This window comes from Thalassospira australica (genome assembly GCF_000763295.1).
Classification (GTDB): domain Bacteria; phylum Pseudomonadota; class Alphaproteobacteria; order Rhodospirillales; family Thalassospiraceae; genus Thalassospira; species Thalassospira australica.
In genome coordinates this window covers 16,457-41,896 of sequence record NZ_JRJE01000029.1, presented here as the reverse complement: position 1 = coordinate 41,896, position 25,440 = coordinate 16,457, and the positions used below count along the sequence as shown (strand labels likewise).

Here is a 25,440-nt window from a genome sequence, read left to right as displayed (position 1 = left end):
ATTCAGATTAAACTTTTATGGGCGAAGATATGGCTGGAACCTGCGGTTCTGTCAACTCTTGGCACGATTTTGACGCGCGCTGCGCAGATTGTCCCAGGTGAAAATCGCAAGCCCGAACCATACCAGCGCATAAGTGACCATGTGCGAATTGGTGAAAATCTCGCCAAAGATCAGAACCGCGACAAAAAACTGCAGCGTCGGGTTGAGGTACTGCATCAATCCAAGCGCCGAAAACTTCATGTTACGCGCAGCATAGGCAAACAGCACCAGCGGCACTGTCGTGCAGATACCAAGACCGATCAGAAGCGCATCTTCGACCAGACCAATATTGCCAAACGCCATCTCGCCAGCGCCGCCAAGCCAGATCAGATAGCCCAGCGCAAATGGTGTCAGCAAAATGCATTCAACAAACAGACCGGCAATCGGGTCGGCCGGGACAAATTTGCGGATCACACCGTAAAACCCGAACAGGGTCGAAAGACCAACAGCGACCCACGGCATTTCGCCGTAAAAGACCAAAAGGTTCAAAACCCCGGCGGTACAGATTGCCACCGACAAAATCTGAATACGGTTAAGGCTTTCGGCAAAGAAAATGCGGCCTAAAATCAACATGATCAACGGCATGATGTAATAGCCGAGGCTGGCTTCAAGCGCATGGGCACTATTGACCGCCCAGATATACAGCAGCCAGTTGCCCGCAACCAAAAGACTGCTGAGGAACAATAAGCCAATCGTGCGCGCAGATGAAATCAGTTCCCAAAGCTTTTTGCGCCGTCCCAGCATGAACACCAGTATCAGCGTCAATATGGCCGACCAGACGATCCGGTGCGACAGAATTTCAAGCGGGGTGGCATAGGCGACCTGTTTGAAATACAGGCCAAAAAAGCCCCAGCAGATAAAGGCGCCAAGCCCGGCAAGGGGGCCTGGGCCAAGTAGTGCCGGTTTTTCTTGTTGTGACATAACTTTTAAGCCGTGGTCAGTTAATGGGGCAGTGACCGGCCGCTACGTCATCGGACCGATTCAGGTATTTTGGGGGGTGTCTCAAAGACGACGGGCGCCGAATATTCTCCGGCGCCCGTGGAAATCTCGGCAGGGCATGATGTTGGTGGCGGTATGCGCTGCCTAAATCTTGCGGGACGTCGTCCTGACGTCAGTCCGGGGCAGAGGTCTGCAGCGCAAGCGCGTGCAATTCACCGCCCATTTTGCCTTTGAGCGCAGAATAGACCATCTGGTGCTGCATCACGCGGGTTTTGCCGCGAAATGCTTCGGATACGACAATTGCTGCATAATGATCGCCATCGCCGCGCAAATCCTCGATGCGGACCTGTGCATCGGGCAGGGCTTCCTTGATCATGCTTTCGATTTCATAGGCTTCCATGGCCATGGCGTTTATCCCTTATCATTGATCGCAGGCCGTATATGCGGCCCCGATAAAACATCTTTTGTCTGGTATATGTTGTTGTCACGGGGGCTGTCAATTTCTGCGCGCTGGCCGGTTTGCGACATTTGTTGATCATGCTCTAAGGCTTGTCACGGGCGTGATATTGCTCTAGTTACCAATGCTTGGTTGCGCACACCTGCCGTCCGCAAGGTCAATGCCTTTGGTAAAGTGTTGCAAATACAAATAATCGGACCCGTTTCCCGATCAGGATACGGCCCGGCAATGCGGACACCCGGCCTCCTGCGTGGAGACGATCATGACTTCAAATACTTTAAATATCAGCCGCACCGATATCGATGCGGATGCTACCGAACAGTTCAAGACACAGGCAAAACGCCTGCGCAAAGCCCTGGCTGCGCGTGATGTGTCGGTTTCACATGCCGGATCGCTTGAATTGCTGGCGCAAAGCCACGGTTATCGCGACTGGAACACGGCCATCGCCATGGCCAGGCGCAATATCCCGACCAATGTGTCAGACCTTAGCATCGGCAAACGTTTTGCCGGATCCTATCTTGGGCATGCTGTCACCGGTTTGATCCGAAGTGTCACCACCACTGCGACACCGGGTGTCTTCCGGGTTGAGGTACATCTTGATGAGCCCGTCGATGTGGTCAAATCAAAATTGTTCACCGGGTATCGGCAACGGATCGGGGCGCGGATCAACGAACAGTGTGAACCCGTGCTGACCAACGGCATGGCCGCACCGGGGCTTTCGATTGATCTGCTGCTGCGTGATCCGCCGGACGCGTGAGCCTCTTAATTGATACCATAAATGAAGAAACCCTCCGGCAGCTTCCCAAAGTTGCCGGAGCCTACGTTCTGGTGATCGAACTTGGCGCTGACCTGACGCTGCAAAACAAACGCTTCGCCGGAACGACCCTGCCCAAAGGAACCTATGTTTATTGCGGCTCGGCCAATGGCCCCGGCGGCATTGCGGCCCGTGTCAAACGCCATTGCAAGGTGACGAAGAAACCCCACTGGCATGTCGATGAACTGACCTCAAACGGGGCCGGGCGGGTTGCTTCGGTGCTGGTGGTGCCGGGTGGGAATGAGTGTAATCTGCGCGGCAGATTGCAAGAGCAAAACATGCCGGTTCCAGTGCCCGGATTTGGCAGCAGTGATTGCACAAATTGTGCGTCACACCTGATCAGTGCAATGAGGGAAGATATCGTGGTTATTTTGGCAGACCTTGCCGAAACTGTTTAGCCCCCGGTCATACTCATATGCCGACCAACGGCCGGTTTCTGGCCTTTGCGGTCAATCACGAAATCATGGCCTTTGGGTTTGAGGTCCATGGCATCATCAAGCATCTGATCAAGCGCGCGTGGGTCGCCGGTGCGGAGTGCCGCACGCAGGTCGACGTGGTCTTCTTGCCCAAGGCACATGTAAAGGGTGCCGGTACAGGTCACGCGTACGCGGTTGCACCCTTCGCAGAAATTATGGGTCAGTGGCGTGATGAAGCCAAGCCGTCCGCCGGTTTCGGCCACCGTGGTATAGCGGGCCGGGCCGGGGGTGACATATTCCGACGGGATCAGGGTGTATTCCTGTTCCAGACGTTCACGCACCGCGGTCAGCGGCAGGTACTGATCGGTGCGGTCGCCATCAATATCGCCAAGCGGCATGGTTTCAATCAGGCAAAGGTCAAAGCCTTCCTTGCCGCACCAGGCAACAAGGCGTGACATTTCGTCTTCGTTGAAATTGCGCAGCGCCACAGTGTTGATCTTGATCGAAATACCGGCCTGTTTGGCGGCCTCAAGCCCGGCCAGCACCTGTTCAAGGCGGCCACGGCGGGTGATTTCGGTGAATTTCTGGGAATCGAGACTATCAAGCGAGATGTTAAGCCGTTTGACGCCAAGGCGGGCCAGATCATCGGCATAGGTGGCAAGCTGACTGCCGTTGGTGGTCATGGTCAACTCGTCCAGCGCGCCGGTTTTAAGATGGCGCGACAGATCGGAAATCAGATCCATTATGCCGCGCCGTACCAGCGGTTCGCCCCCGGTCAGGCGCAATTTGCGAACCCCACGTGTGATAAAGGCCGTGCAAAGCTGATCGAGTTCTTCGAGCGAAAGAACTTCGGACTTGGGCAAAAACGTCATGTTTTCCGCCATGCAATAGGTGCAGCGGAAATCGCAGCGATCGGTTACCGATACGCGCAGGTAGGAGACATGTCTGCCATATTTGTCGATCAGTGGTTTGGTCATGGCGGCGTTTATCTGCTGTGTTTTAGGGGCGCATTGTAAAACGTTTATGGGAAACTGTCGCACAGCAGGCGGGGCTTTGACCAGCCTGTTTAGATCGCGTGTCCTCACCTTTGCGTCAGGTGGGCAAAATCAAAGCCGCCCCAACATTGGCAGGGCGGCTTTGTTCATCGCGTGTTTGCGGGTAACCGTCGGGGCCAGGGGCTGTTGATTGGCTTATGCCGACAGTTTGGCCATATCGGCATCGATGCATTTGATGACGTCGCGCAGTGCGGTAACATCTTCGCTGCCCATTTTTGCAACCAGTTCGGCGGAGTGTTCCGGCACCGCAAGGGTTTTGCGCACATCACGGAACAGCGCATCAAGCAGTCGGATACAATGGGTTTCAGTAAATTCCCACGGCTCGTCGCCCACGGTCATATTGTCATTAACCAGCTGGATCAGCCATTTTTTGCGGTGTTCATAATTGCTGAAATGCAGGGCCATACGCGCAAACACAAGATTGATGCGCGATTTAACCGCCGGTTCCTTGGCAAGATGATCCCAATATTCCGCCGGATCACGCAGTTCGTCGTCATCGTCGGCGTGGGCATCAATGATTTCGTGAATTTCGCGGTCGATTTCCTGCAGCATATCCATGCCGACCATCATGCGAATGACCTTGAAGAAAGGTTGCAGGATCGCGCGGGGCATGGCGCCATGTTCGATATCGCCTGCCTCGTTGCCTTCCAGAAGGTGGTCAAAGCGCGACACCAGCAGGCGGCCAAACGGATCATGGCGCACAACAGCATGTTCACGGGCCTTGATCGTTTCAAGATCGGCTTCAAGCACACCCCATGAGGCGTCAAACAGCTCTTCCTTGTCGCGCAGGGCATTCATGGCTTTGAGAATTTGTTCTTCGCTGACAGCACCGCCATATTCGCGGGCAATGTGGATAAGCCCTTGGGCAAAATTTTCCAGCACTGTGAAGGCAGCAACATGATGGCGTTGCTTGAAGCTGTCACGTGGTGGTTTGTTGGCTGCAATCATGGGGTTTCCAGACCTTCTTAAGACTGTTGCGCTCGTGTCAGGCTCATCTACCTAATGTCTGATAGGAACCATTTTATAGGTTGAATTCATTAACAATTCGAATTGAGCAATTCGTGTGCCAAGCGCAGCGGCCTTTGGCCCCGGTCAACGCGGTTGTTCTTATTCGTAACCCGCTGCGGCTTCGACGATTTCAAGCGCCACGTATCTTGGGCGGATGATTTGCCGGCCGGCTTCTTCGAAATTAACGGCAATCCTGTCGCCATCAACGGCCTGAATGCGGCCAAGTCCCCAATCGGGTTGGCCGGGGTGACGAACGATGGCGCCTGGCGTCAGCAAGAAATCCATTTGGTGCTCTGTCTTTTGTGATGCTCCCCCATATATAGGCGGTTTGGGCCAATAGCACAATTTGTCGCTGGGCAGGCATTGCTTTACGTCGGTCAAATAAGGGGGCGGCAAAATTTGCCGGGCTGCAAAGGCCTGATTTTCGCGTCTGCTAAATAAGCTCTTAATATATCAGGGGCAATCTATGGCTTCCGGAACAGGCCGGTTTGAACGTGACCACATCGGTTTGGTCTGTTCAGGCGGCGGTCCCGGTCGGGCATTGTGTTTTGGCAGCACTTTGCGATGAAGAAATGAATATACCTTGGAGAGCCCGCACTATGGTTCAGGACGCCGCCCTTGAAATGACTCTGATTGAGTTGATCAGTTCACGGATTTGCCATGACCTTGTTGGTCCGGTCGGGGCTGTGAACGCCGGGGCCGAATTGATGGGCGAAGATGGTGTTGCCGATGACGAGGCGTTGGCGCTGATGCGCAAAAGCGGCCTTGAAGCCGCGCGCCGCCTGCAATTGTTCCGTCTGGCGTTTGGGCGTGCGGGCAGCAGTGTCGATACCGGTGCCATGCGCGATGCCGCAGCCCAGACTTATGCGGCCGAAGGCAAGGTCACATTGGATTGGCCCGACTTTCCGATTGATCCATCGCATGGCAGGGTGGTCTTGAACATGGTCATGCTGGCGCGCGAGGCTTTGCCGTTTGGTGGAACGATTTCTGTTTTGCGCGACTCCGGCAAAGTAAGTGTTATCGGAGAGGGCAAACGTGCAGCCCTGCGTCCGGAGATATTGAACGTTCTGGAAAAAGAAGTTTCCGCAGATGCACTCGATCCGCGCAATGTTCAGGCATTTTTCTTGCGGAATCTGGTGAATCGTGGGGGTGGGGTGCTTTCTGTCTTGCAACAGGACGGAAATATTGCATTGATCTATGGATAAAAAATTGACTGCAAGGTCTGGTAATGGCGTGTGATAGCTTCTACGTAAGTAACCGAAGTACTTTACGTTTCTATCTTTGCGCGTGTTGATGGGAGTTCCATTTCCAGCAAGCGACTGATTGTTGGAGGTTTGGAGGGGGTATATGGACGATCTTTTAAGTGAATTTCTGACCGAGACTTCGGAAAGCCTTTCGACGCTTGACGTCGAGCTGGTGAAGCTGGAACAGAACCCGAATGATCCGGACATTTTGTCCAATATTTTCCGCTTGGTTCATACCATTAAAGGAACTTGCGGGTTCCTTGGCCTGCCGCGACTGGAAGCAGTGGCGCATGCGGGCGAGAACGTGCTTGGTAAAATACGCGATGGTGAACTGGTTGTTACACCGGATGCCGTGACGCTGGTTCTTGAATCGATTGATACGATTAAGTACCTCCTAGGCGAGCTTGAGCAAAACGAAGCCGAGCCGGACGGGAATGATGCCGATTTGATCGGTCGTCTTAACCACTTTGCCGATACCGGGACCATCATGGGTGGTTCGGCACCGGCGGCCGAAGCCGCCGCACCAGCAGCAGAAGAAGCTGGTGAAGAACGCGAAATGACGGATGACGAAAAGCTGCAGGCTGCATTTGACGCCGCAGAATATGATCCGGACTTTGAGGTTCCTGACGAAACCCCCGCACCGGAACCAGAGCCCGAGGCACCCGCAGCAGCGGCACCGCCACCTGCGGCGGCAAAGTCACAGGAAGTCGCCCCGGCAAAGCCCGCCGCGGACAAGGCCAAGGCCGAAGCACCGCGTGGCGAGACCAAGGAAAGCTCGGTCGCAGCACAGACCATTCGTGTGAATGTCGAGCTGCTTGAAAATCTGATGACGCTCGTTTCCGAGCTTGTCCTGACCCGTAACCAGCTTCTGCAGATGGTACGTGGCAAGGACGATAGTGAATTTACCGTGCCGTTGCAGCGCCTGTCGCACATCACCACCGACCTTCAGGAAGGGGTGATGAAGACCCGTATGCAGCCGATCGGCAATGCATGGGCCAAGCTGCCGCGTATTGTTCGCGACCTTGCCCTTGAGATGAACAAGAAAATCGATCTGCAAATGATCGGTGCCGATACCGAGCTTGACCGTCAGGTTCTTGAATTGATCAAGGACCCGCTGACCCACATGGTGCGAAACTCTGCCGACCATGGTCTGGAAGATATTCCGGGCCGTCGCGAAGCAGGCAAGCCCGAAACCGGTACGGTAACGCTGAACGCCTATCACGAAGGTGGTCACATCATCATCGAGATTTCAGATGATGGTCGCGGCCTTAACCTTGAGCGGATCAAGGCCAAGGCGATTGCCAACGGGCTTACCACCGAAGGCGAACTGGAAGGCATGGGTGACCAGCAAATCCAGCAGTTCATCTTCAAGCCGGGCTTCTCGACCGCAGAAAAGGTGACCTCGGTTTCCGGTCGTGGCGTGGGCATGGATGTGGTGCGAACCAACATCGAAAAGATTGGTGGTACGGTTGAACTGAAATCGGTCGAAGGCCGTGGTTCCACCTTCATCATCAAGATCCCGCTGACGCTGGCCATTGTTTCGGCCCTGATCGTGGAAAGTGGCGGCGAACGCTTTGCCATCCCGCAGATCAGTGTTCTGGAACTTGTCCGGGCATCAAACAATTCCGAGCATTCCATTGAACGCATTCACGATACGCCGGTCTTGCGCCTGCGTAACCGTTTGCTGCCGCTGGTCACGCTTAAGAAAATTCTTGGTCTTGATACTTCCGAAGAAAGTGACGACGGGGTGGATGAAGAAGCATTCATCGTCGTTGCCCAGGTCGGGACCTATTCGTTCGGCATCATTGTCGACCGTGTATTTGACACGGAAGAAATCGTGGTCAAACCGGTTGCGCCGATCCTGCGTGATCTGTCGCTGTTCTCGGGCAACACCATCCTTGGCGATGGTAGTGTGATCATGATCCTTGATCCAAATGGCATTGCGACGCGCACCGGCGAAATCACCGTGGGTGGTTCGCAAGGTGTCGAAGGCAAGGCCAAGGCCGATGCATCGGATCGTGAAACCACATCCATGCTGGTCTTCCGCGCCGGTGGTAACGAAGTCCGCGCCGTGCCGCTGGCACTGGTGGCCCGTCTTGAGGAAATCGATGTCGAGAACATCGAGCATTCCAATGGACGTCCGCTGGTTCAGTACCGTGGCCGGTTGATGCCGCTTGTCTTCATTGACGGCAGCTATCAGATGAAGGCCGAAGGCCGCCAGCCGACCCTGGTGTTCCAGGATCGTGAGCGGACCATGGGGCTTGTTGTCGACGAGATCGTCGATATCGTTGATGATGTCCTGAATGTCGAGCTGACAGCCGATCAGGATGGTCTTGTTGGTTCTGCCGTGATTGACGGCAAGGCGACTGACCTGATTGATGCCGGTTATTACCTTGAGCTGGCATTTAGCGACTGGTTCGGTAACGAAGACAGCGGTGGCGAGAAAAAACGTGTTCTGTTGATTGATGACAGCCCGTTCTTCCGCAACCTTCTGACGCCGATGCTGTCGGTTTCCGGCTTTAATGTTACGGCGGTCGAAACAGCAGAACAGGCCATGGAGCTTAAAAACCGTGGCGATCTGTTCGATGCGATCATCAGTGATATCGAAATGCCGGGCATGAATGGCTTTGAATTTGCCGAAGCACTGCAGGATGACCCTGCGTGGGGCGAAATTCCGATCATTGCTCTGTCTTCGCACACCAGCGAAGAAGATTTCGAACGTGGCCGTCAGGTCGGCTTTAGCGACTATGTGGCCAAATTTGATCGTGATGCGCTTGTCTCGACATTGGTCCAGACACTGAGCAGCATGTAATCGGGGGAAAGTCTTATGAGCGATAAAAACGCACTCGTTCCGAGCCAGGAAAAAGGCGGTGCCCTTGAGCTTGGTGGCGATAGCCAGGATTTCGTGACCGCGAATATTGGCAAGCAGCTTTTCGGTATCCCGGTTCTGACCGTACAGGATGTTCTGGGGCCGCAACGCATCACCCGTATTCCGTTGTCCCCGCCAGAGGTGGCCGGGTCATTGAACCTGCGTGGTCGTATTGTGACCGCGATTGACGTTCGCAAACGTCTTGGTCTTCGCGACCGGGAAGATGACGATCCGGGCATGAGCATTGTTGTCGATGAAGGCGGCGAGCTATACAGCCTGATGGTTGATCAGGTGGGTGAGGTTCTGAGTGTTCCGAAAAAGGCATTCGAGCAAAACCCGGCGACTCTTGACCCGCGTTGGCGTGAATTTTCGGACGGCATCTTCCGTCTCGACAAAAAGCTTCTGGTAATTCTTGATGTTACCCGCCTGCTTGATTTCACGTCGTCAGTCAAGCAAGCTGGGTAAGCTGAATTTCTATGCCGGGTGCGCAATGTGCCCGGTTCCTGCCATTTTGGCTTAACGATCTAGTTAAACGAGAAGGAAGTCGATGAAGAGTTGTCTCGTCGTCGATGATTCGAAAGTCATCCGAATGGTGGCACGCCGCATCCTCGAAGAAATCGGGTTTGCGGTCGTGGAGGCTGTGGACGGTCAGGAGGCTTTGGAAAAAAGCCTTCAGTCCATGCCAGACGCAGTTCTGCTGGACTGGAACATGCCAGTGAAAAGCGGAATTGAATTCTTGCGTGAACTACGGGCCTCTCCGGGGGGAGACGAACCTGTTGTTGTGTTCTGTACAACTGAAAACGACCTTGAACACATTCAGGAAGCCATCACCGCGGGCGCGAATGAATACATCATGAAGCCGTTCGATAGCGAGATCATCCAGGCGAAGTTTGAGCAGGTCGGCCTGATTTAGATCGGCCTGCGCCATTTGCGCCTGCACACCCTTTCGGAAAGATCTCCTCAATCAAGCGGGGAAGCTATTACGTGGAAGAAACGCCCAACCATTCGCCTTACAAGGTTCTGATCGTTGACGATTCCGCTATTGTGCGTGGACTTGTCACACGGATGATGACCGAAGACGCCGAAATCGATGTCGTCGGTTCGGTCAATAATGGCGAAGAAGCACTGGCAGTGATGGAAGGCGGCAGCGGCATTGAAGTTGTCGTTCTCGACATCGAAATGCCGGTCATGGATGGGCTGACGGCCTTGCCAAAACTGTTGGAAATCGATCCGACAGTCCGCGTGATCATGGCGTCCACCCTTACCAAGCGAAATGCCGACATCAGTTTTCAGGCGATGACGCTTGGCGCGGTTGATTACATCCCCAAACCAAGTTCGTCCAAAGAACTGAATGTTGGCGAAGGCTTCCGCGAGGAACTGCTTGATAAGGTAAAAGCCTGGGCCGAGCAGCGTCGCAAGATGCTTGAGGTCGATAAGGCAGCAGCAATCGCACATGAACAGGCGACAGCGCCACCTGATGCGCCCGAACCGGTTGCGAAACCTGCCGCACCTGAAGCAGGTGCAGACGGTGCCAGTACCGATGACGGTTCTGATGGGGAAGACGGGGACAAAGGATCGTCTTTCCGTGCCGAGATGTCGGTTGAACATCAGCAGCTTCAAAAACAGGGCCGGATTCAGCGCAAACGATTTACCGCAGAGCTGCGCCCGCGTCCGATGCAGCAGCACCGCAGTCAACCGCAGATGCGCCCGATGCCGCAACCAGCACAACCTGCGCCATCGACGCCGTCGGGACAAACACCGCAATCTGCCCCACCTGCATCGTCGCAAACTGATGGGATGACGGTGAAAGCAGTGTCAGGTAATGCGCCATCTGCCGGTGGACCTGCGCCTTCGCGTGACCCGGGGCGTTTGATCCGCGATGCGGCCGTCGCCGCCGGGGGACAGGCAAAGACCGCCGAGAAGGCACCAGCGCGTTCTGCCGCCCCGTCGCCAGCTGCGCGTACTGCGCCGCCAGCGAAACGCCCGACTGCCCCGGCACCACAGAAAACTGAGCGAGCCCGGCAGGCGCGTTCGGGAAGTGCCCCGGCCCCGGCAAAACGTGTGTCAGCTTCAGGCGGGATTTCATTGCTGCCGGAAAAACGTATCAACGTAGAGGCAATTGCGATTGGCAGTTCTACCGGTGGACCGCAGGCCCTGTTTGAGGTGCTGCGCGGTTTGAATGGTGTGCGCCAGCCGATTTTTATTACCCAGCATATGCCTGCGACCTTTACGACCATTCTGGCCGAACATATCACCCGTTTGACGGGGTTAAAGTGCCAGGAAGGGCAAAACAATATGCCAATTGTTGGTGGACAGGTTTACCTTGCGCCCGGCGACTACCACATGGTTGTTGAGGGACGCGGTGGTGGACGTCATCTGAAATTGAACCAGAACCCACCAGAAAACTTCTGCCGCCCGTCCGTTGATCCGATGTTGCGCAGTATCGTCGCGAGTTATGGCGGAAATATACTGACTGCGATACTGACCGGAATGGGACAGGATGGTATGCTTGGTGGACGTGATGTGGTTAATGCGGGGGGTATGGTCGTCGCACAGGATGAGCAAAGCAGTGTTGTATGGGGGATGCCTGGTGCCGCAGCGCATGCCGGTATCTGTTCCGCTGTTCTGCCAATCGGCGGAATCGCGGCCTATATCAAAAAATTTGCGGGGGGTCGTTAACCCACAATGATGAAGCCGGAAGACTTCGAGTTCATAAGCAGACTGATTAAGTCCAAGTCGGGGCTCGTGCTGAGTCAGGACAAGACTTATCTGCTCGAAAGCCGGCTGATGCCGATTGCGCGTAAGCGGGGACTTAAGGACCTGACGGACCTTATTGGTACGATACGCGGTGGCGACCGTGCGCTTGTAGAAGAAGTCGTCGATGCCATGACGACCAATGAAAGTTTCTTCTTCCGCGATACCAAGCCGTTTGATCAGTTCCGTCATGCGGTTCTGCCGCACATGATCAAGTCCCGTGCTTCAAAGAAACATTTGCGTATCTGGTGTGCTGCAGCTTCGTCGGGGCAGGAACCCTATTCGCTTGCGATGATCCTTGATGAGTTCAAGTCCCAGTTGGCCGGATGGCGGATTGAAATCATCGGCACCGATATTTCGCGCGAAATCCTGACCAAGGCACGTGCGGGTCTGTATTCCCAGTTCGAAGTCCAAAGGGGCCTGCCGATTGGCCTTCTGGTTAAATATTTCCAGAAAAAAGATGACCAGTGGCAGATTTCATCGGATATCCGATCCAAGGTTCAATACAAGGAATTCAACCTGCTGGATGATTTCCGCCCGCTTGGACAGTTTGATATCGTGTATTGCCGCAACGTGCTGATTTATTTTGATCAGCCGACCAAAAGCGACGTTTTGGCACGTATATCGGCCCTGATGCCTGATGACGGGTTCCTGTTCCTTGGTGGTGCCGAGACAGTTCTGGGCATTTCCGATAAGTTCAAACCTCTTGCCCGGCAACGTGGCATCTATCAGCTCAGCCGACCTGGTGTGCCTGAGATCGACTTGGCTGCACTTGAAAAAGCGCAGGCAGGGGCTGCGACGGGCGCTGCTGCAACGCCGGGTGGGTTGGCCTTCCCGAAACCCAAACATATGCAAGTTGGTGGCGCTGGTGCGGCCGGAACTGCCGCCCGTCCGGCGGCTGGCACGGCAGGAAGTGCAACGACGCGCCCCGCTGCCCCGACATCAACGACACAGCGACCGCCTGGTGGTGCTACATCAACAACACGTCCGGCGACCGGCGCAAGTGGCAGTTCATACAGCAGGCCTGCAAGTTCGATCGGAGCCGGCGGGACGACCCGCCCCGGTACCACCGGTTCGACCACGCGTCCGGGGACAACCGGAACTTCTGGATCTACGACACGCCCGGCCTCATCCGGTACGACCGGAACCACGGGGACCACAGGGTCGACATATCGCAGGCCGCTGGGGACGGGAACCGGCACAGGTGCGGGCGGGACAACACCGCCACGGCCTGGAACAGGCAGCGGAAGTACTGGAAATTCAAGCGGAACCACACGCCCGTCATCAACCTATGACCGTTCACGTTTTGGCAAGCCGGAAGACAAGAAGTAATTTTCGGTCTGGTTGACAGTACGCAGTTCACAAACAAAAAACGCCCCGGTGCAGTCCGGGGCGTTTTTTGTTGAGCGGGCACTGTAGAGAAGCGTTCAAGCATGCTTGAGCATGCTTGAGCAGGCAAACTCAGGTATCAGGCCGCAGCGCTGTTGGTATCGGGATCGCGCAGGACATAGCCCCGGCCCCAAACCGTATGGATGTAGTTGTCGCCCTTGGTCGCAGACTGGATTTTCTTGCGCAGTTTGCAGACAAAGACGTCAATAATCTTGAGTTCCGGCTCGTCCATACCGCCATAAAGGTGGTTGAGGAACATTTCCTTGGTCAGTGTCGTGCCTTTGCGCAGCGACAGAAGTTCAAGGATGCCATATTCCTTGCCGGTCAGATGCAACGGTTTGCCATCGACATCGACGGTCCTTGCATCAAGGTTGACGTTGAGTTTTCCGGTCGAAATCATCGATTGGGCATGACCGCGTGAACGGCGAACGATCGCCTGCACACGTGCCAGCAATTCGGTTTTTTCGAAAGGCTTGGTCAGGTAATCATCGGCACCGAACCCAAGGCCTTTGACCTTGTCTTCGGTTTCGGTCAGACCCGACAGGATCAGGACCGGTGTTTCGACGCGTGCATCGCGCAAACGTCTTAAGACCTCATACCCGTCAATATCTGGCAGCATCAGGTCCAGTAGAATAATGTCATAATCGTAAAGCTTGCCGATCTCGAGACCATCTTCCCCAAGGTCGGTAGTGTCAATCACCATGCCTTCAGATTTCAGCATCAATTCAATGCTGTCAGCATAGGTGTTGTCATCCTCAACAAGCAGCACCCGCATGTTTCTGCTCCGTTACCGTGTTCCGCAAAAGTCCGTGTTGATCCGGTTGATCGACAAGCGCCCCAACGTTTGCCGTATTTCAGGAAATTTTTCCCCATTCCGTTAACGATACGTTGCTTTGCGACTCGTGGCAAGAAGCCGAGTCGCAAGTTGTTAACTTTTTTTCGTCAAAAGAAACGACTCGGGGGCGGAATACGAGATTCCCCAACGGTTTGCGGCGTTGATCGCAAAAGCCTCATACAACAAAAAAATTCGCTTTTTATCGTCTACACGGCTTTTTAATACCGGATATGCCAATATATTTGGTACGACGCGGTGCAATTTGCCACCCCTTTCAACTGCAGGGTGGGGGAAGTTTCCGTGCTAAAAAAAATTATGGTTAGACCAATCGGGGCGTGACCCTGATTTCCAACATCTTGCTGAAAAGATCCGATACGTGTTTCAGATTGGCCGCAACATCATCGCAGAACTTCGTCGCATTCCCGATTACCGCGTGGTCGGACGGGTGACGGCTGTTCTGGGGTTGCTGGTCGAAATTGGCGGGGTGGAAGGCGCGCTTTCGATCGGTGATCGCTGTAAGGTGAAGCGCCGGGATGGCAAACCAATCATCTGTGAGGTCGTCGGTTTTCGCAATGAACGCGCCCTGCTGATGCCGTTTGGCATTCTTGACGGCATTGGTATTGGCTGCGAAGTCGAACTGGGTGATACCCAACCACAGGTCTATCCCGATGAAAGTTGGCTTGGTCGTGTGGTCAATGCGTTTGGTGAGCCGGTTGACGGCAAGGGCCCGCTGACAGAGGGCAACAAGCCCTATCCCATTCGCAACATGCCGCCATCGGCCCATTCCAGACAACGTGTTGCTGGCAAGATTGATCTTGGCGTACGGGCAATGAACACGTTTCTGACCTGTTGTCGTGGACAACGTATGGGCATCTTTGCCGGGTCGGGTGTCGGTAAATCAAGTTTGTTGTCGATGATGACGCGCCACACCACATCGGATGTGTCGGTTGTTGGTTTGATCGGTGAACGTGGTCGAGAGGCGCGTGAATTTATCGAAGATGATTTGGGCGAAGAAGGTCTGCGCCGTTCGGTTGTTGTTGTGGCAACCTCGGATGAGCCACCCCTGATGCGACGCCAGGCGGCCTATATGACGATGGCGCTGTCGGAATATTTCCGTGATGTTGGTCGCGATGTGTTGTGCATGATGGATTCCGTGACGCGCTTTGCCATGGCCCAGCGCGAGATCAGCCTGTCGGTCGGCGAGCCACCTGCGTCCAAGGGGTATACACCGACCGTGTTTGCGGAATTGCCGCGCCTGTTGGAGCGTGCCGGGCCGGGTGGGCCGGGCCAGGGGTCCATTACCGGGCTGTTTACGGTTCTGGTCGATGGGGATGATCATAACGAACCGATTTCCGATGCGGTACGTGGTATCCTTGACGGGCATGTTGTCCTTGATCGCGCCATTGCAGAGCAGGGCCGTTATCCGGCAATCAATATCCTGCGCAGTGTTTCGCGTACGATGCCCGGCTGCAACAATGATGAAGAAAACCAGATTGTCGCCCGTGCCCGGCAGTTGCTGGCAACTTACGATGATATGGCAGAATTGATCCGCTTGGGGGCATATCGCAAGGGCACAGACCCCAAGGTCGATGAAGCCATCCATTACTTCCCGCTGATTGAAGAATTCCTTAAGCAACGCAAGACTGAATGCACGCGCTTGAATGAAGGTTATCTTGAACTTGCCCGCAGACTTGATCTGTTGGCCCAGCCGCAGGAAGATCAACCGGCAACGCGACAACAGCAGGGCGGCGCGCAGGGACAGGCGGCAACTGCGGCAAACAATATGTCGGAAAACCTGACAAACGACATGCCACCTGCACGTCCGGCCCCTCCGCCATCAGACGGGCCAAAGCTTAACCGCGGACCGAAGGTCAATAGCCGTTCAAAGCGCAGCAATATGCGTGATTTGAACGAAGCCAAGCGTGCCCTGCGTCAGGAAAACAAGGATGCAGATGACGGGGCATCCGAATAATGCGGGTGGCATCAGCAAGTGGACATGCGTGTCCACAACATGTTTACCGATCATAGGGGATAACCTATGGCCAAGGATTTCAAAACACTGGTGCGCATGCGCAAATGGGCGCTTGATGAAAAACAACGCGAACTGGGCGAAATGCTTGGCGTGTTGGGTAATCTTGAGGCCGAGAAAGAAGCGCTTGAACAAGCCGTGCTGGCCGAACAAAAGGTTGCTGCAGAAAATCCCGAACTGGCTGGGTTTGCCTATGGCGGGTTTGCCAATGCGGTGATTGCCGAACGCGAAGCCATCACCAAAATGATTGCCGAACAAGAAGAAAAAATCGACGTCTTTCGCGAAGAAGTCGCCGATGCCTTCAAGGAACTCAAAACCGCCGAAATCGCCGAACGCAACCGGCTTGAGGCCGAACGTGCCGAAGAAGAAAAGAAAGAACAGGACGAACTGGACGAGATCGGCATGCGATCCGTCACCCGGGATGACGGGCTGGTCTGATCACATCAGCCCAAGCATTCCAGTTCTCCAGCCCTCCGGCCCATTACCTTCAGCCTCGACAGTCTTCATCCAGCATTTTCTTCTGCTCGATTTTTGAGTTTACGTTTCCGGTTCAGAAGGTTGAGGGTTTCGACCGACAGGCTAAAGGCCATCGCGAAATAGATGTAACCCTTCGGCACATGGATTTCGACGCCGTCAAGCAGCAGCACAAACCCGACCAATATCAAAAACGACAGTGCGAGCATTTTGACAGAAGGGTGTTTTTCAACAAACTCCCCAATGGTCTTGGCTGCAACGAGCATCACCAGAACGGACAAAACGACCGCAATCACCATGATGGAGATGTGATCAACCAGGCCAACGGCTGTAATCACGCTATCAAGCGAGAAGATCATATCCAGCACCATGATCTGCGCGATGGTCATGGCAAAACTCGACATGATTTTGCCGGGGCCGTGTTCTTCGGGTTCATCAATTGTGTGATGGATTTCCTTGGAGGCCTTGGCGATCAAAAACAGTCCGCCAACAATCAGGATCAGATCGCGACCGCTGATTTCCTGACCAAAGGCAGCAAATAACGGCGCTGTGAGTTGCATGACCCATGCGATCCCGGCCAAAAGAATCAGACGCATGCCCATCGCGGCAAGCAGGCCAATCCGGCGCGCAGCGTTCTGCTGGTTTTGCGGGAGTTTGGAAACAATCACTGACAAAAAGACGATGTTGTCGATACCCAATACAATTTCAAGCGCCGTCAGGGTCGCAAGACCCATCCACATATTCGGATCGCTCATCCATTCAAACATGATCAAAGCCCCAGTTGCGGCCGAATTGATAATAGACAGACCGCAGGTAAGGTGTGATCAGTGACGGTCTAACGCAAGCGTGAATTGATTTTATCCTGCTACAGGCGGAAAAATGACAATAATAAAATCAAACAGCTAGATAAGGATTGTCCGGAATGGGTTCGAAAATGCGCGGTTTTGTTTCAGCTTTGGCATTGGCAACGGGGGTTGCAGCCGCGTCGCTTTCGGTCCCGGCACAGGCCGACCCGGCACCAGATGTCGGGAACTGGCAATCGGTTCTTGATCAGGCGCGTGGCCAAACCGTTTATTGGCATGCCTGGGGCGGAGAGCCGCGGATCAATGATTATATTGCATGGGCCGGGGATCAGGTTCTTGAACGGTATGGCGTTGAAGTTGTGCAGGTCAAACTGACCGATACTGCCGATGCCGTGACGAAGGTACTGTCGGAAAAGACAGCCGGCATTGATGACGGCGGCGCGGTCGATATGATCTGGATTAACGGCGAAAACTTTGCCGCGATGAAGCGCAATGACCTGTTGTTTGGTCCGTGGGCGGAGCAAACCCCGAATTTTGCTTATGTCGATGTCGAAAACAAACCAACCGTGGTGAACGATTTTACTGTTCCGACCGATGGGTTTGAAGCCCCATGGGGCATGGCACAGGTCAGTTTTTATTATGATACGGCAAAGCTTGATACAGTGCCAAAATCGGCACAGGAACTTTTGGAATGGCTGGTAAAACACCCGGGGCGTTTTGCCTATCCGCAGCCACCAAATTATATGGGGTCTACCTTCCTTAAACAGATTTTGAGCGAAGTGGTCGAAGACCCAAGCGTTCTGCAAAAGCCCGCAAATGCGGCCGATGCAACAGAAACCCTCGAACCGCTTTGGGGATATCTTGAAGATTTGCAGCCACTTTTGTGGCGCGATGGTCAGGCCTATCCGCAAAACGGGGCATCGATGCGCACGCTTTTGGCTGATAACGAGGTCGATATCGCCTTTTCGTTTAGTTCCGGCGAGGTGTCATCGGCAATCGAGGCGTTTGAGCTTCCCGATACCGTGCGGTCCTATGTGTTTGACAATGGCACCTTGGGCAATACCAACTTTGTTGCCATTCCCTATAACGCATCTGCCAAGGCCGGTGCGGTTGTTTTGGCCGATTTCCTGATGTCGCCCGAAGCCCAACTGCGCAAGCAGGACCCGCAATATTGGGGGGCTGATACGGTACTTGCAATGGATAAGCTGCCAACGGACATGCAGGATGCCTTTGCCAATCTTGATCTTGGTATCGCATCGCTTTCGCCTGCTGAACGCGGCACGGTTCTGCCAGAACCGCATCCAAGCTGGATGTCGCTGGTCGAAACCGAATGGCAGAAGCGTTACGGCGTTGTGCAGTAACCCTGCATGCTGCGGTTTATCCCGATCCTGACCATTGTGCTGATGATTGGCCCGGTTTCCGCCGGGCTGATTGGCACGTTGCTGCCTGCATTTGGCATTTTACCAGCCCTTGGCGGAAACAGTCCCAGTCTTGATCCATTGGCCGCTTTGTTTGCGCAGCCGGGGCTTGGCAGTTCGATCCGGCTTTCATTTATCAACGGGCTGGCGGCAACTGTGGTTTCGGTTGCGACGGTCATGTTGTTTTGTGCCGCATGGCAGGGCACCCGCATTTTCCATGCGATGCAACGGATTTTGTCACCGATTTTGTCTGTGCCACATGCAACAGCGGCCTTTGGTTTGGCATTTCTGATTGCGCCATCGGGCTGGATGACCCGTGTGGTTGCGCAAGTGGCCGGATGGGACCGCCCACCTGATATCGCGATCATTCATGATCCTTGGGGATTGGCGATGATTGCCGGGCTTGTTGCCAAGGAAATTCCGTTTCTGTTTCTGATGACGTTGGCAGCCCTCCCGCAGGCAGATACCGAACGCACCACACAGGTAACCGCGACCCTTGGTTATGGTCGGGTTGCCGGTTGGTTCAAGGCAACGTTACCACGCATCTACCCGCAAATCCGATTGCCCATTTTGGCGGTTTTGGCCTATTCGACATCGGTTGTTGATGTTGCAATCATTCTGGCACCAACGACACCGGCCCCGCTTGCAGTACGCATATTGGGGTGGTTGTCTGATCCTGATCTTGCATTGCGTTTCATGGCGTCAAGTGCTGCTGTCTTGCAACTTGTCATCGTTCTTGTTGCAATGGCTGTATGGTTTGCCGGGGAAAAGATAATTGCGATCCTTGGCCGCCATTGGGCCGAGGATGGACGCCGTTTTAAACGCGATAAAGGTGCGCGGGGCCTTGGCGCTGTTTTGGCGTTGGTGGCAGCCGGGACGGTGGTGCTGGGTCTTGTGGTTTTGCTGGTCTGGAGCATTGCCGGATTTTGGGCCTTTCCCGACCTGTTGCCGCGTGGTTTCAGTCTGCGACTTTGGGCGCGTGAGCTTGATACGATTGGCAGCAGCTTGGCAACCACGCTTTGCATTGGGATTCCGGCAGTATTGATCGCGGTCGTATTGGTTCTGGCGTGCCTTGAAAACGAGGTGCGCACAGGCAAGTCAGCAGGACGCCGGGCGATGCTTTTGATTTATCTGCCGCTTTTGGTGCCCCAGATCAGCTTTATGTTCGGTCTGCAGGTGTTCTTTACCCTGATCGGCTTGGAACGGACATTGATGTCGGTCGTGCTCGGCCATCTGGTGTTTGTTGCACCTTATGTGTTTTTGTCGCTGTCAGATCCGTTTCACGCACTTGATCCGCGTTATGGGCAAACGGCCCTGTGTCTTGGCGCATCGCCTGCACGGGTGTTTTGGCAGGTGCGCCTGCCGCTTTTGACCCGTGCGGTTCTGACCGCCGCCGCCGTGGGGCTTGCAGTGACTGTGGGGCAGTACCTGCCAACCCTTTTGATCGGGGCAGGTCGATTTGCCACTGTCACGACCGAGGCGGTGGCCTTGGCATCGGGTGGGGATCGACGCATGATTGGCATTTACGGGCTTTTGCAGATGGTTCTGCCGTTTGCCGGGTTTGCCTGCGCATTGTTGATACCGGCGTTTCTGTTCCGTCATCGACGGGGCATGATGGCACAACACAAGGAATGATGGATGCCTGAAGGTATCAAAAAGGGTCTGGAATTGCGCGACGTGCGCATTTGCCTTCGGGGTGTGGAACTGGTGTCGGTGGATTTGACCATTGCGCCGGGCGAAATCGTGACCCTGATGGGGCCAAGCGGTTCGGGAAAATCAAGCCTGCTTGGGCATATCTGTGGAACGCTGCCCGATGTGTTTGACGTGAGCGGACAGGTGATGCTGGATGGCAGTCCGCTTGACGGGATGGCCCCACAAGACCGGCATGTCGGAATTTTGTTTCAGGATGATCTGCTGTTTCCCCATTTGTCGGTTGGCGGAAATCTGGCCTTTGCCCTGCCATCAAGTGTCAGGGGGCGGGCAAACCGCCGGGCACGGGTAGACGAGGCGCTCAGGAGTGCCGGTATGGACGGGTTTTATGATCGTGACCCGGCAACCTTGTCAGGCGGTCAGCGGGCGCGTGTTGCATTGATGCGCGTATTGCTTTCGGAACCTTGTGCATTGCTGCTTGATGAACCGTTTTCAAAGCTTGATAGCGGGCTGCGCGATCAGATCAGGTCGTTTGTGTTTGATCTGTGCCGTAAAAACCAATTGCCGACTTTGATGGTGACCCATGATCCCGAAGACGGGGATGCTGCATCCGGCCGGATCATTCATCTTGACTGAGCAAATGCCCGAAATGTAACGATGGCATGTGGCGAATTTTCTGGAACCTCGCATTAATTGGCCCTATAGCATCTTTCCGCAAAGAATTGTCTTGGACCTGATGCACTACTAAATCAAAGGGTCCACCCCGCATGGAGGATGTCCTGCATGTTTCCAGAAGAAATGTTTGCAATTGTACCGGGTGCGCTTGACACCGCGACCTGTGATCGCCTGATCGCTGGTTTCACCCACGAGATGGATGAAGGCGGCCTTGTGCAGGGGCAAACGGCGACGCATATCCGTCGCTCCAAGATCACATGGTTTAACGAAGAACAGGAACCGGCCGTATCGCGCCGGATCATTGATCTTGTGGCGGATGTGAACCGCAATGTATTTGATTTTTCTTTGGCCGAGTTTGCCGAGGACGCCCAGATTGCCTGCTATGCCGGGGATCTTCGCGGTCATTATGACTGGCACAGCGACATCGGTGCATCCGATGTGGCGCGCCGTCGCAAACTGACCATGGTGATCCAGCTATCTGCCCCGGATCAGTATGAAGGCGGGCTTTTGCAGCTTAATCCAGCCGGGAATTTCATCGACGCGCCGATGGAACGGGGGACGGCGATTTTCTTTCCAAGCTTTGTCTTGCATCGGGTTGCACCAACCACGGCGGGGTTGCGTTATTCACTGACGCAATGGGTACACGGCAACCCGTTTCGCTAAGGTGGCAATAGCGTTTTTGCACCGTCAGTAGCGTTCCAGCCGATCCAGAAGGCGGGGGTTGCCCCATTTGGGCTGACGGTCTTCAAGCGCGGTTTCGTGATGGAACACCTGATCATTATCAGCGGTCTGTTTGTCCAGGCGCAGGCTGATCCAGCGGGGTACAAGTTCGTTGTTGAAATCATCCATCAGAAGCACTGCCGCACTTTCAAAGTTTTCAAACGTGATATTTGAAATTTCGGCATAATATTCCGCAAGATTGTTGGTCTTGAGGATCAATCGGTCCGGCACATAGCGTAGCGTCATGCGGGCCGGAAAAACTTCCTCTGTGCCGGTCAGATTACTTTGCAACGTCACGACATAGTCGATCTGCGGGCCGGGGTTTGCCTCGGTCAGGATCAGGTTACGACGTTGATAAATCTCAAGCATTCTTCCAACCGTTCTCATTTGTTACGCTCATTCAGGATACGCGCATGGCGTAGGCGGGAAAAGTATTCATTTCATGCCCGTAGACCGATCAGGCTTCGATCCCGTGATGGGGGTTTGACCCATCCGGGTCTGCCATCGGGGCGATTTCGACAAAACGCGATCCGTCCTGAAACACGAGATGGCCGGTATAACCGGCAATTTGCAGGGCCTCGCGGAAGATGCTGCGAATGTCATCGCGGTTGTGCGCTTGCAGCGGGTTTTCCGTGCGAACAATCAGGTCAAACTTGCTGTCTTCGCCTTTGACCAATCCATCAAGTTGCGTGTGACCGACCACACTGAAGGACAAATCAAGCAGGAAACGTGTTCCCTGATCATCGGGTTTGTCCGGATCATTGTCGCGGTCGCCATGACGCCACCCCAATTGAAGCTGTTCGATTTTGTCGCCCATGTTAAATGGCATTGCCATCACACGCCAACCATCTGGGCGTTCTTCGGTTGCCATCGCCCGCAATTGGCCAAAATCGCCTTCAAGTCGCTTAAGCCCGCCGCCGTCAATGTCTTTAAGTGCAGCCAGACTGTTGGCGGCACGATCCCCCAACCAGCCACGCAAATTGCCGCCCGATCCATTGATGGCAGCAAAGAAGAACATCATGGTGGTGGTCAATTTGGGACCAGCCTGCGGGATATTGTTAAGCAGGCTGAGTGCAGCCCCCGGATCATGCTGTTGCAGGGCACTGACCGCCTTTTGCAAACTGTCCCAGTCGTGGGTCAGGGCTGCAGTTTGCCCACGTGCGACCAATTGCGCTTCGGTCATCTGGGGAGTGGTCCCGACCTTGGCAGTCCCGGATGGATCGACGCTAAATGACAGGGTCGCACCTGTTGGTGCCGGAACCGGAAGTTTGATTCCGACGATCCCTGCATTGGTGCGAAGGGCTGTAAATCCTTGTGGCAGCATGCGGGCTTCGGGACTATCGGCAGGCAAAACAGTCCCGGTAAGCATCAAGGTGCCGCTTGGCAGCGCCGCAGATGAGCTTTGCGCGACAACGGTTGACGCCATGCCAGCACCAGCACCAGCCGCAGTTGGGGCGCCAGTTGGGCCCGCTGCCATAACGTTTGCGGCCTGTTGAGGCGTTACGGTGCCTTGACCAAGGAAAATCACCTGTGTCTGACTGCCTGCGGGCAATTGGGTGCCATTTGGCATATTGAGGATCGATGTTGTCACCGCGCTAAAAGTCTGCCCGGGTGTCAAGCTGCTTGCGGTGATGCCGCCTGCTGTGAGGCTACCGGCAGCACCCGACCCGGCGGGGGTCAGGGTTTGGGGCAGCAATTGCAGACGCATGTCGTCTGCGCCGCCTGTCCCTGTTTGGGTGCCCGCGGCATTGGTCGTTGGAATACGGGCCCAGATCAGGTCACCCAGATTGCCCGGAAGCGGTGTGGGCACCTTTACCGTGACCGACCCGAGTGCAGTGGCAAGTGTAAGCTGATTGCCCGATTGGGATTGAACCGATGCCTGCAGAAGCGTTTCGACAGGCAGTTTTGCCAAGGCGCTGGCAACCTGTTGGGAGGTCGCGGTTGTGACAGTGGCGTTTACCTGTGCAGGAACAGAACCCTGACTAGCCTGTCCGGCTGTGCCTCCCGCCGAAGCATTTCCGCCAGCAGAAGGGCTGGGCGATATGGCTTGTGGCGGGAGCGTCATGGCAAACCTATTCCTCGAGAAGGTTTTGGGCGATCGCCTCTATATCTTGGGCGGCATCGCAGTTCGGATGACGGGTCAAAAGTGGTGTCTGATTACGAATGCATTCCGATACACGTGCATCCGCACGAATAACGCCAAGCAACGGCGGCGATATTTTCAAGAACCCCTCACAGGCCTTGAGCAGCTTGTTATAGATCGCCTGACCTTCTTTTTTGTCCTTGGCCATATTTACCACAACCCGGATATCGGTTTTCGGGCGCGCCATGTGGGTCACTTTGATAAAGGCATAGGCATCGGTCAGCGAGGTTGGATCACCGTTGGTAATCACGATGACCGTGTTCGCCAGGCCCGTCATTTGACGCACGCCCTGATCAACACCCGCACCAAGATCAATCAATACCTTATCATATTCCTTGCCAGTCTGGATCAAATCGTCTGACAAGGCCTGAAGTCGGGTGGCCTGAAGATTGGCAAGGCTGCCCGATCCGCTGCGACCGGCGATGATGTCAAAATCGCCATCAGGGAAATGGGTCACCGCGTCTTTCAGGCTGATTCGCCCGGAAATGACGCCGCCAAGGTCATATTTCGGCATCAGGCCAAGCTGAATGTCGATGTTGGCCAGCCCAAGGTCACCGTCAAACAAAAGGGTCTTGTGACCTTCCAGAACCAGCGCATGGGTCAGGGTAATAGAAAACCAGGTCTTGCCCACGCCGCCTTTCCCAGATGCGACGGCAAGAACATTGCGGCCTCTGGTGCGCGGGGCAGATTTGGGTGCAGCATCAGACTTGGTAGTCATTTCACGACCTCGGATAAGCTCGGTTTCGCGGTTTCAGCGCGATGGGACGGTATCAGGAGTTTTGCCAAGGCGAGGGGACTCAGAGCCGTTAGGCCGTCCGCAACCTGGGCTGTCATACTGACATTGCAAAGGGAAAGATTTCCTGAATCCGCACCATATAGCGCACCGCCAAGGCGGGCAGCAACATCAAGCCGCGAAATCATCACGCGTGTTGCGCCGCCATCGGCAAAGGCATTGGCAATATCAGCAGACTCATCGGCATCAATTCCCGCAGGGTTCACCAGTACCGGTTCACTTGGTACTGCCCTGATGAATTCACAAAGCGTGCCAATCTCTGTTTCAAGATAGGGATTGCAGCTTGCGGTATCGATCAACATGACATCGGCATCACGAATTTCACCAAAGCGTGCTTTGAGTTCATCTGGTGATTTGGCCTGATGCAAATCGATCTTTAAAATACGGGTAAAGGCTTCAAGCTGTGCGATGCCACCGGCGCGCTTGTAATCGGTTGTAAGTACGGAAACTTTGCGTTTCTTCATTACAGCACGTGCGGCGGTTTTGGCCACCGCCAGTGTCTTGCCCGACCCCGGTGGCCCAACAAAGGCCAAGGCACGCGGCGTGTTTTTTTCGGGCAGCGGTGCAAAATCAAAAATCTCGTCAAGTGCACCAGCCAGCAATTGTTGTTCGGATGCGGCGGCGGTTTCGCGTGCCATCAGGTCACAAAGACGAATGCGCAGCCGTTCGGGCAAATTATGCCGTGTCAGGGCGGCTTCTACTGCATCAAGCTGTTCCTGCAGGGCCGGGGCCGGGCCGCCGTCCTCTTCAATGTCGGGATCGTGATCAAGAGCCGCCGTCAGGCGCACACCGCTGCCGGGTATATCCTGGGTCGATACGATGATGGCGTCGGTGCCCATGTGCTCTTTTACAAGCGCCATCGCCTCGGTCATCGTAGGGGCGGTAAAGGTCTTAAGCCGCATGTGGTTCCCCCCAC

The 25,440-nt window shown here is 54.9% G+C and carries 24 protein-coding genes and 1 pseudogene; 14 read left to right on the top strand and 11 right to left on the bottom strand.

The window, feature by feature from the left end:
- Nucleotides 1-51: 51 nt before the first annotated feature.
- Together rarD and JF44_RS0112305 are read right to left on the bottom strand one after the other, a co-directional pair.
- Nucleotides 52-960: an EamA family transporter RarD gene (gene rarD, locus JF44_RS0112310; protein ID WP_033069302.1), complete on the bottom strand. Its 909-nt coding sequence runs from the start codon at nt 958-960 to the stop codon at nt 52-54.
- Nucleotides 961-1,150: 190 nt separating this feature from the next.
- Nucleotides 1,151-1,384, bottom strand: a complete 234-nt coding sequence (locus JF44_RS0112305; RefSeq protein ID WP_033069301.1) for a BolA family protein — start codon at nt 1,382-1,384, stop codon at nt 1,151-1,153.
- Nucleotides 1,385-1,697: 313 nt separating this feature from the next.
- Between JF44_RS0112305 and JF44_RS0112300 the strand changes: the two genes are divergently transcribed.
- Both JF44_RS0112300 and JF44_RS0112295 read left to right on the top strand, forming a co-directional pair.
- A complete protein-coding gene (locus JF44_RS0112300) occupies nt 1,698-2,192 on the top strand; it encodes a glyoxalase superfamily protein (RefSeq protein WP_052065839.1) in 495 nt (164 codons plus the stop codon).
- The gene (locus JF44_RS0112295) at nt 2,189-2,647 is read left to right on the top strand and encodes a GIY-YIG nuclease family protein (protein WP_238318438.1); all 459 of its coding nucleotides are present in this window, start codon (nt 2,189-2,191) and stop codon (nt 2,645-2,647) included. Before JF44_RS0112300 ends, JF44_RS0112295 begins: the two co-directional genes overlap by 4 nt.
- Here the strand turns inward: JF44_RS0112295 and moaA are convergent.
- From moaA to JF44_RS0112280, 3 genes are all read right to left on the bottom strand, one after another.
- The gene (moaA, locus tag JF44_RS0112290; protein ID WP_033069300.1) at nt 2,644-3,642 is read right to left on the bottom strand and encodes a GTP 3',8-cyclase MoaA; all 999 of its coding nucleotides are present in this window, start codon (nt 3,640-3,642) and stop codon (nt 2,644-2,646) included. The genes JF44_RS0112295 and moaA overlap by 4 nt on opposite strands.
- A 213-nt stretch (nt 3,643-3,855) precedes the next feature.
- Nucleotides 3,856-4,668, bottom strand: coding sequence for a hypothetical protein (locus JF44_RS0112285; protein WP_033069299.1), 813 nt, complete (start codon nt 4,666-4,668; stop codon nt 3,856-3,858).
- Between the two features lie 159 nt (nt 4,669-4,827).
- Entirely contained in the window at nt 4,828-5,013 is a 186-nt protein-coding gene (locus JF44_RS0112280; RefSeq protein ID WP_033069298.1) for a DUF3553 domain-containing protein, read from the bottom strand.
- A 314-nt stretch (nt 5,014-5,327) separates the two neighbouring features.
- On the opposite strand from JF44_RS0112280, the gene JF44_RS0112275 reads away from it, so the two are divergent.
- The 6 genes and pseudogenes from JF44_RS0112275 to JF44_RS20685 all read left to right on the top strand — a co-directional run.
- Entirely contained in the window at nt 5,328-5,933 is a 606-nt protein-coding gene (locus JF44_RS0112275) for a histidine phosphotransferase family protein (RefSeq protein ID WP_033069297.1), read from the top strand.
- 142 nt (nt 5,934-6,075) lie between these two features.
- Nucleotides 6,076-8,784: a hybrid sensor histidine kinase/response regulator gene (locus JF44_RS0112270; protein WP_033069296.1), complete on the top strand. Its 2,709-nt coding sequence runs from the start codon at nt 6,076-6,078 to the stop codon at nt 8,782-8,784.
- 15 nt (nt 8,785-8,799) lie between these two features.
- Nucleotides 8,800-9,306 carry a chemotaxis protein CheW gene (locus JF44_RS0112265; RefSeq protein WP_033069295.1) on the top strand — a complete coding sequence of 169 codons (507 nt, stop codon included), beginning with the start codon at nt 8,800-8,802 and terminating at the stop codon, nt 9,304-9,306.
- 82 nt (nt 9,307-9,388) lie between these two features.
- Nucleotides 9,389-9,754: a response regulator gene (locus JF44_RS0112260; protein ID WP_033069294.1), complete on the top strand. Its 366-nt coding sequence runs from the start codon at nt 9,389-9,391 to the stop codon at nt 9,752-9,754.
- Between the two features lie 71 nt (nt 9,755-9,825).
- On the top strand, nt 9,826-11,520 hold the full coding sequence (locus JF44_RS0112255) for a chemotaxis protein CheB (protein WP_033069293.1): 1,695 nt from the start codon (nt 9,826-9,828) through the stop codon (nt 11,518-11,520).
- A 9-nt stretch (nt 11,521-11,529) separates the two neighbouring features.
- Nucleotides 11,530-12,336: pseudogene (locus tag JF44_RS20685) on the top strand (CheR family methyltransferase); the annotation flags it as partial.
- Between the two features lie 727 nt (nt 12,337-13,063).
- Here the strand turns inward: JF44_RS20685 and ctrA are convergent.
- On the bottom strand, nt 13,064-13,759 hold the full coding sequence (ctrA, locus tag JF44_RS0112245; RefSeq protein WP_008891622.1) for a response regulator transcription factor CtrA: 696 nt from the start codon (nt 13,757-13,759) through the stop codon (nt 13,064-13,066).
- 436 nt (nt 13,760-14,195) lie between these two features.
- Here ctrA and fliI point away from each other — a divergent pair, with 436 nt between their 5' ends.
- Nucleotides 14,196-15,791: a flagellar protein export ATPase FliI gene (gene fliI / locus JF44_RS0112240; RefSeq protein WP_033069292.1), complete on the top strand. Its 1,596-nt coding sequence runs from the start codon at nt 14,196-14,198 to the stop codon at nt 15,789-15,791.
- 66 nt (nt 15,792-15,857) lie between these two features.
- Nucleotides 15,858-16,286, top strand: a complete 429-nt coding sequence (locus JF44_RS0112235; protein ID WP_033069291.1) for a flagellar export protein FliJ — start codon at nt 15,858-15,860, stop codon at nt 16,284-16,286.
- A 65-nt stretch (nt 16,287-16,351) separates the two neighbouring features.
- Here the strand turns inward: JF44_RS0112235 and JF44_RS0112230 are convergent, their stop codons facing one another.
- Nucleotides 16,352-17,089 (bottom strand): TerC family protein, encoded by a 738-nt coding sequence (locus JF44_RS0112230; protein ID WP_033069290.1) that lies wholly within the window; start codon nt 17,087-17,089, stop codon nt 16,352-16,354.
- 155 nt (nt 17,090-17,244) lie between these two features.
- Here JF44_RS0112230 and JF44_RS0112225 point away from each other — a divergent pair, with 155 nt between their 5' ends.
- From JF44_RS0112225 to JF44_RS0112210, 4 genes are all read left to right on the top strand, one after another.
- A complete protein-coding gene (locus tag JF44_RS0112225) occupies nt 17,245-18,486 on the top strand; it encodes an ABC transporter substrate-binding protein (protein WP_033069289.1) in 1,242 nt (413 codons plus the stop codon).
- 6 nt (nt 18,487-18,492) lie between these two features.
- Nucleotides 18,493-20,178: an ABC transporter permease gene (locus tag JF44_RS0112220; RefSeq protein ID WP_033069288.1), complete on the top strand. Its 1,686-nt coding sequence runs from the start codon at nt 18,493-18,495 to the stop codon at nt 20,176-20,178.
- A 3-nt stretch (nt 20,179-20,181) separates the two neighbouring features.
- Complete coding sequence (locus tag JF44_RS0112215) at nt 20,182-20,829, top strand: ATP-binding cassette domain-containing protein (RefSeq protein ID WP_033069287.1); 648 nt, start codon at nt 20,182-20,184, stop codon at nt 20,827-20,829.
- Nucleotides 20,830-20,976: 147 nt separating this feature from the next.
- Nucleotides 20,977-21,531: a prolyl hydroxylase family protein gene (locus tag JF44_RS0112210; protein WP_033069286.1), complete on the top strand. Its 555-nt coding sequence runs from the start codon at nt 20,977-20,979 to the stop codon at nt 21,529-21,531.
- Between the two features lie 24 nt (nt 21,532-21,555).
- Here the strand turns inward: JF44_RS0112210 and JF44_RS0112205 are convergent, their stop codons facing one another.
- The 4 genes from JF44_RS0112205 to JF44_RS0112190 all read right to left on the bottom strand — a co-directional run bounded on the left by JF44_RS0112205 (nt 21,556) and on the right by JF44_RS0112190 (nt 25,426).
- Nucleotides 21,556-21,957: a hypothetical protein gene (locus tag JF44_RS0112205; RefSeq protein WP_033069285.1), complete on the bottom strand. Its 402-nt coding sequence runs from the start codon at nt 21,955-21,957 to the stop codon at nt 21,556-21,558.
- Nucleotides 21,958-22,045: 88 nt separating this feature from the next.
- Nucleotides 22,046-23,653: a hypothetical protein gene (locus tag JF44_RS0112200; protein WP_033069284.1), complete on the bottom strand. Its 1,608-nt coding sequence runs from the start codon at nt 23,651-23,653 to the stop codon at nt 22,046-22,048.
- A 7-nt stretch (nt 23,654-23,660) separates the two neighbouring features.
- Nucleotides 23,661-24,449, bottom strand: coding sequence for a MinD/ParA family protein (locus tag JF44_RS0112195; protein ID WP_033069283.1), 789 nt, complete (start codon nt 24,447-24,449; stop codon nt 23,661-23,663).
- A complete protein-coding gene (locus tag JF44_RS0112190; RefSeq protein ID WP_033069282.1) occupies nt 24,446-25,426 on the bottom strand; it encodes a flagellar biosynthesis protein FlhF in 981 nt (326 codons plus the stop codon). Before JF44_RS0112190 ends, JF44_RS0112195 begins: the two co-directional genes overlap by 4 nt.
- Between the last annotated feature and the right edge of the window lie 14 nt (nt 25,427-25,440).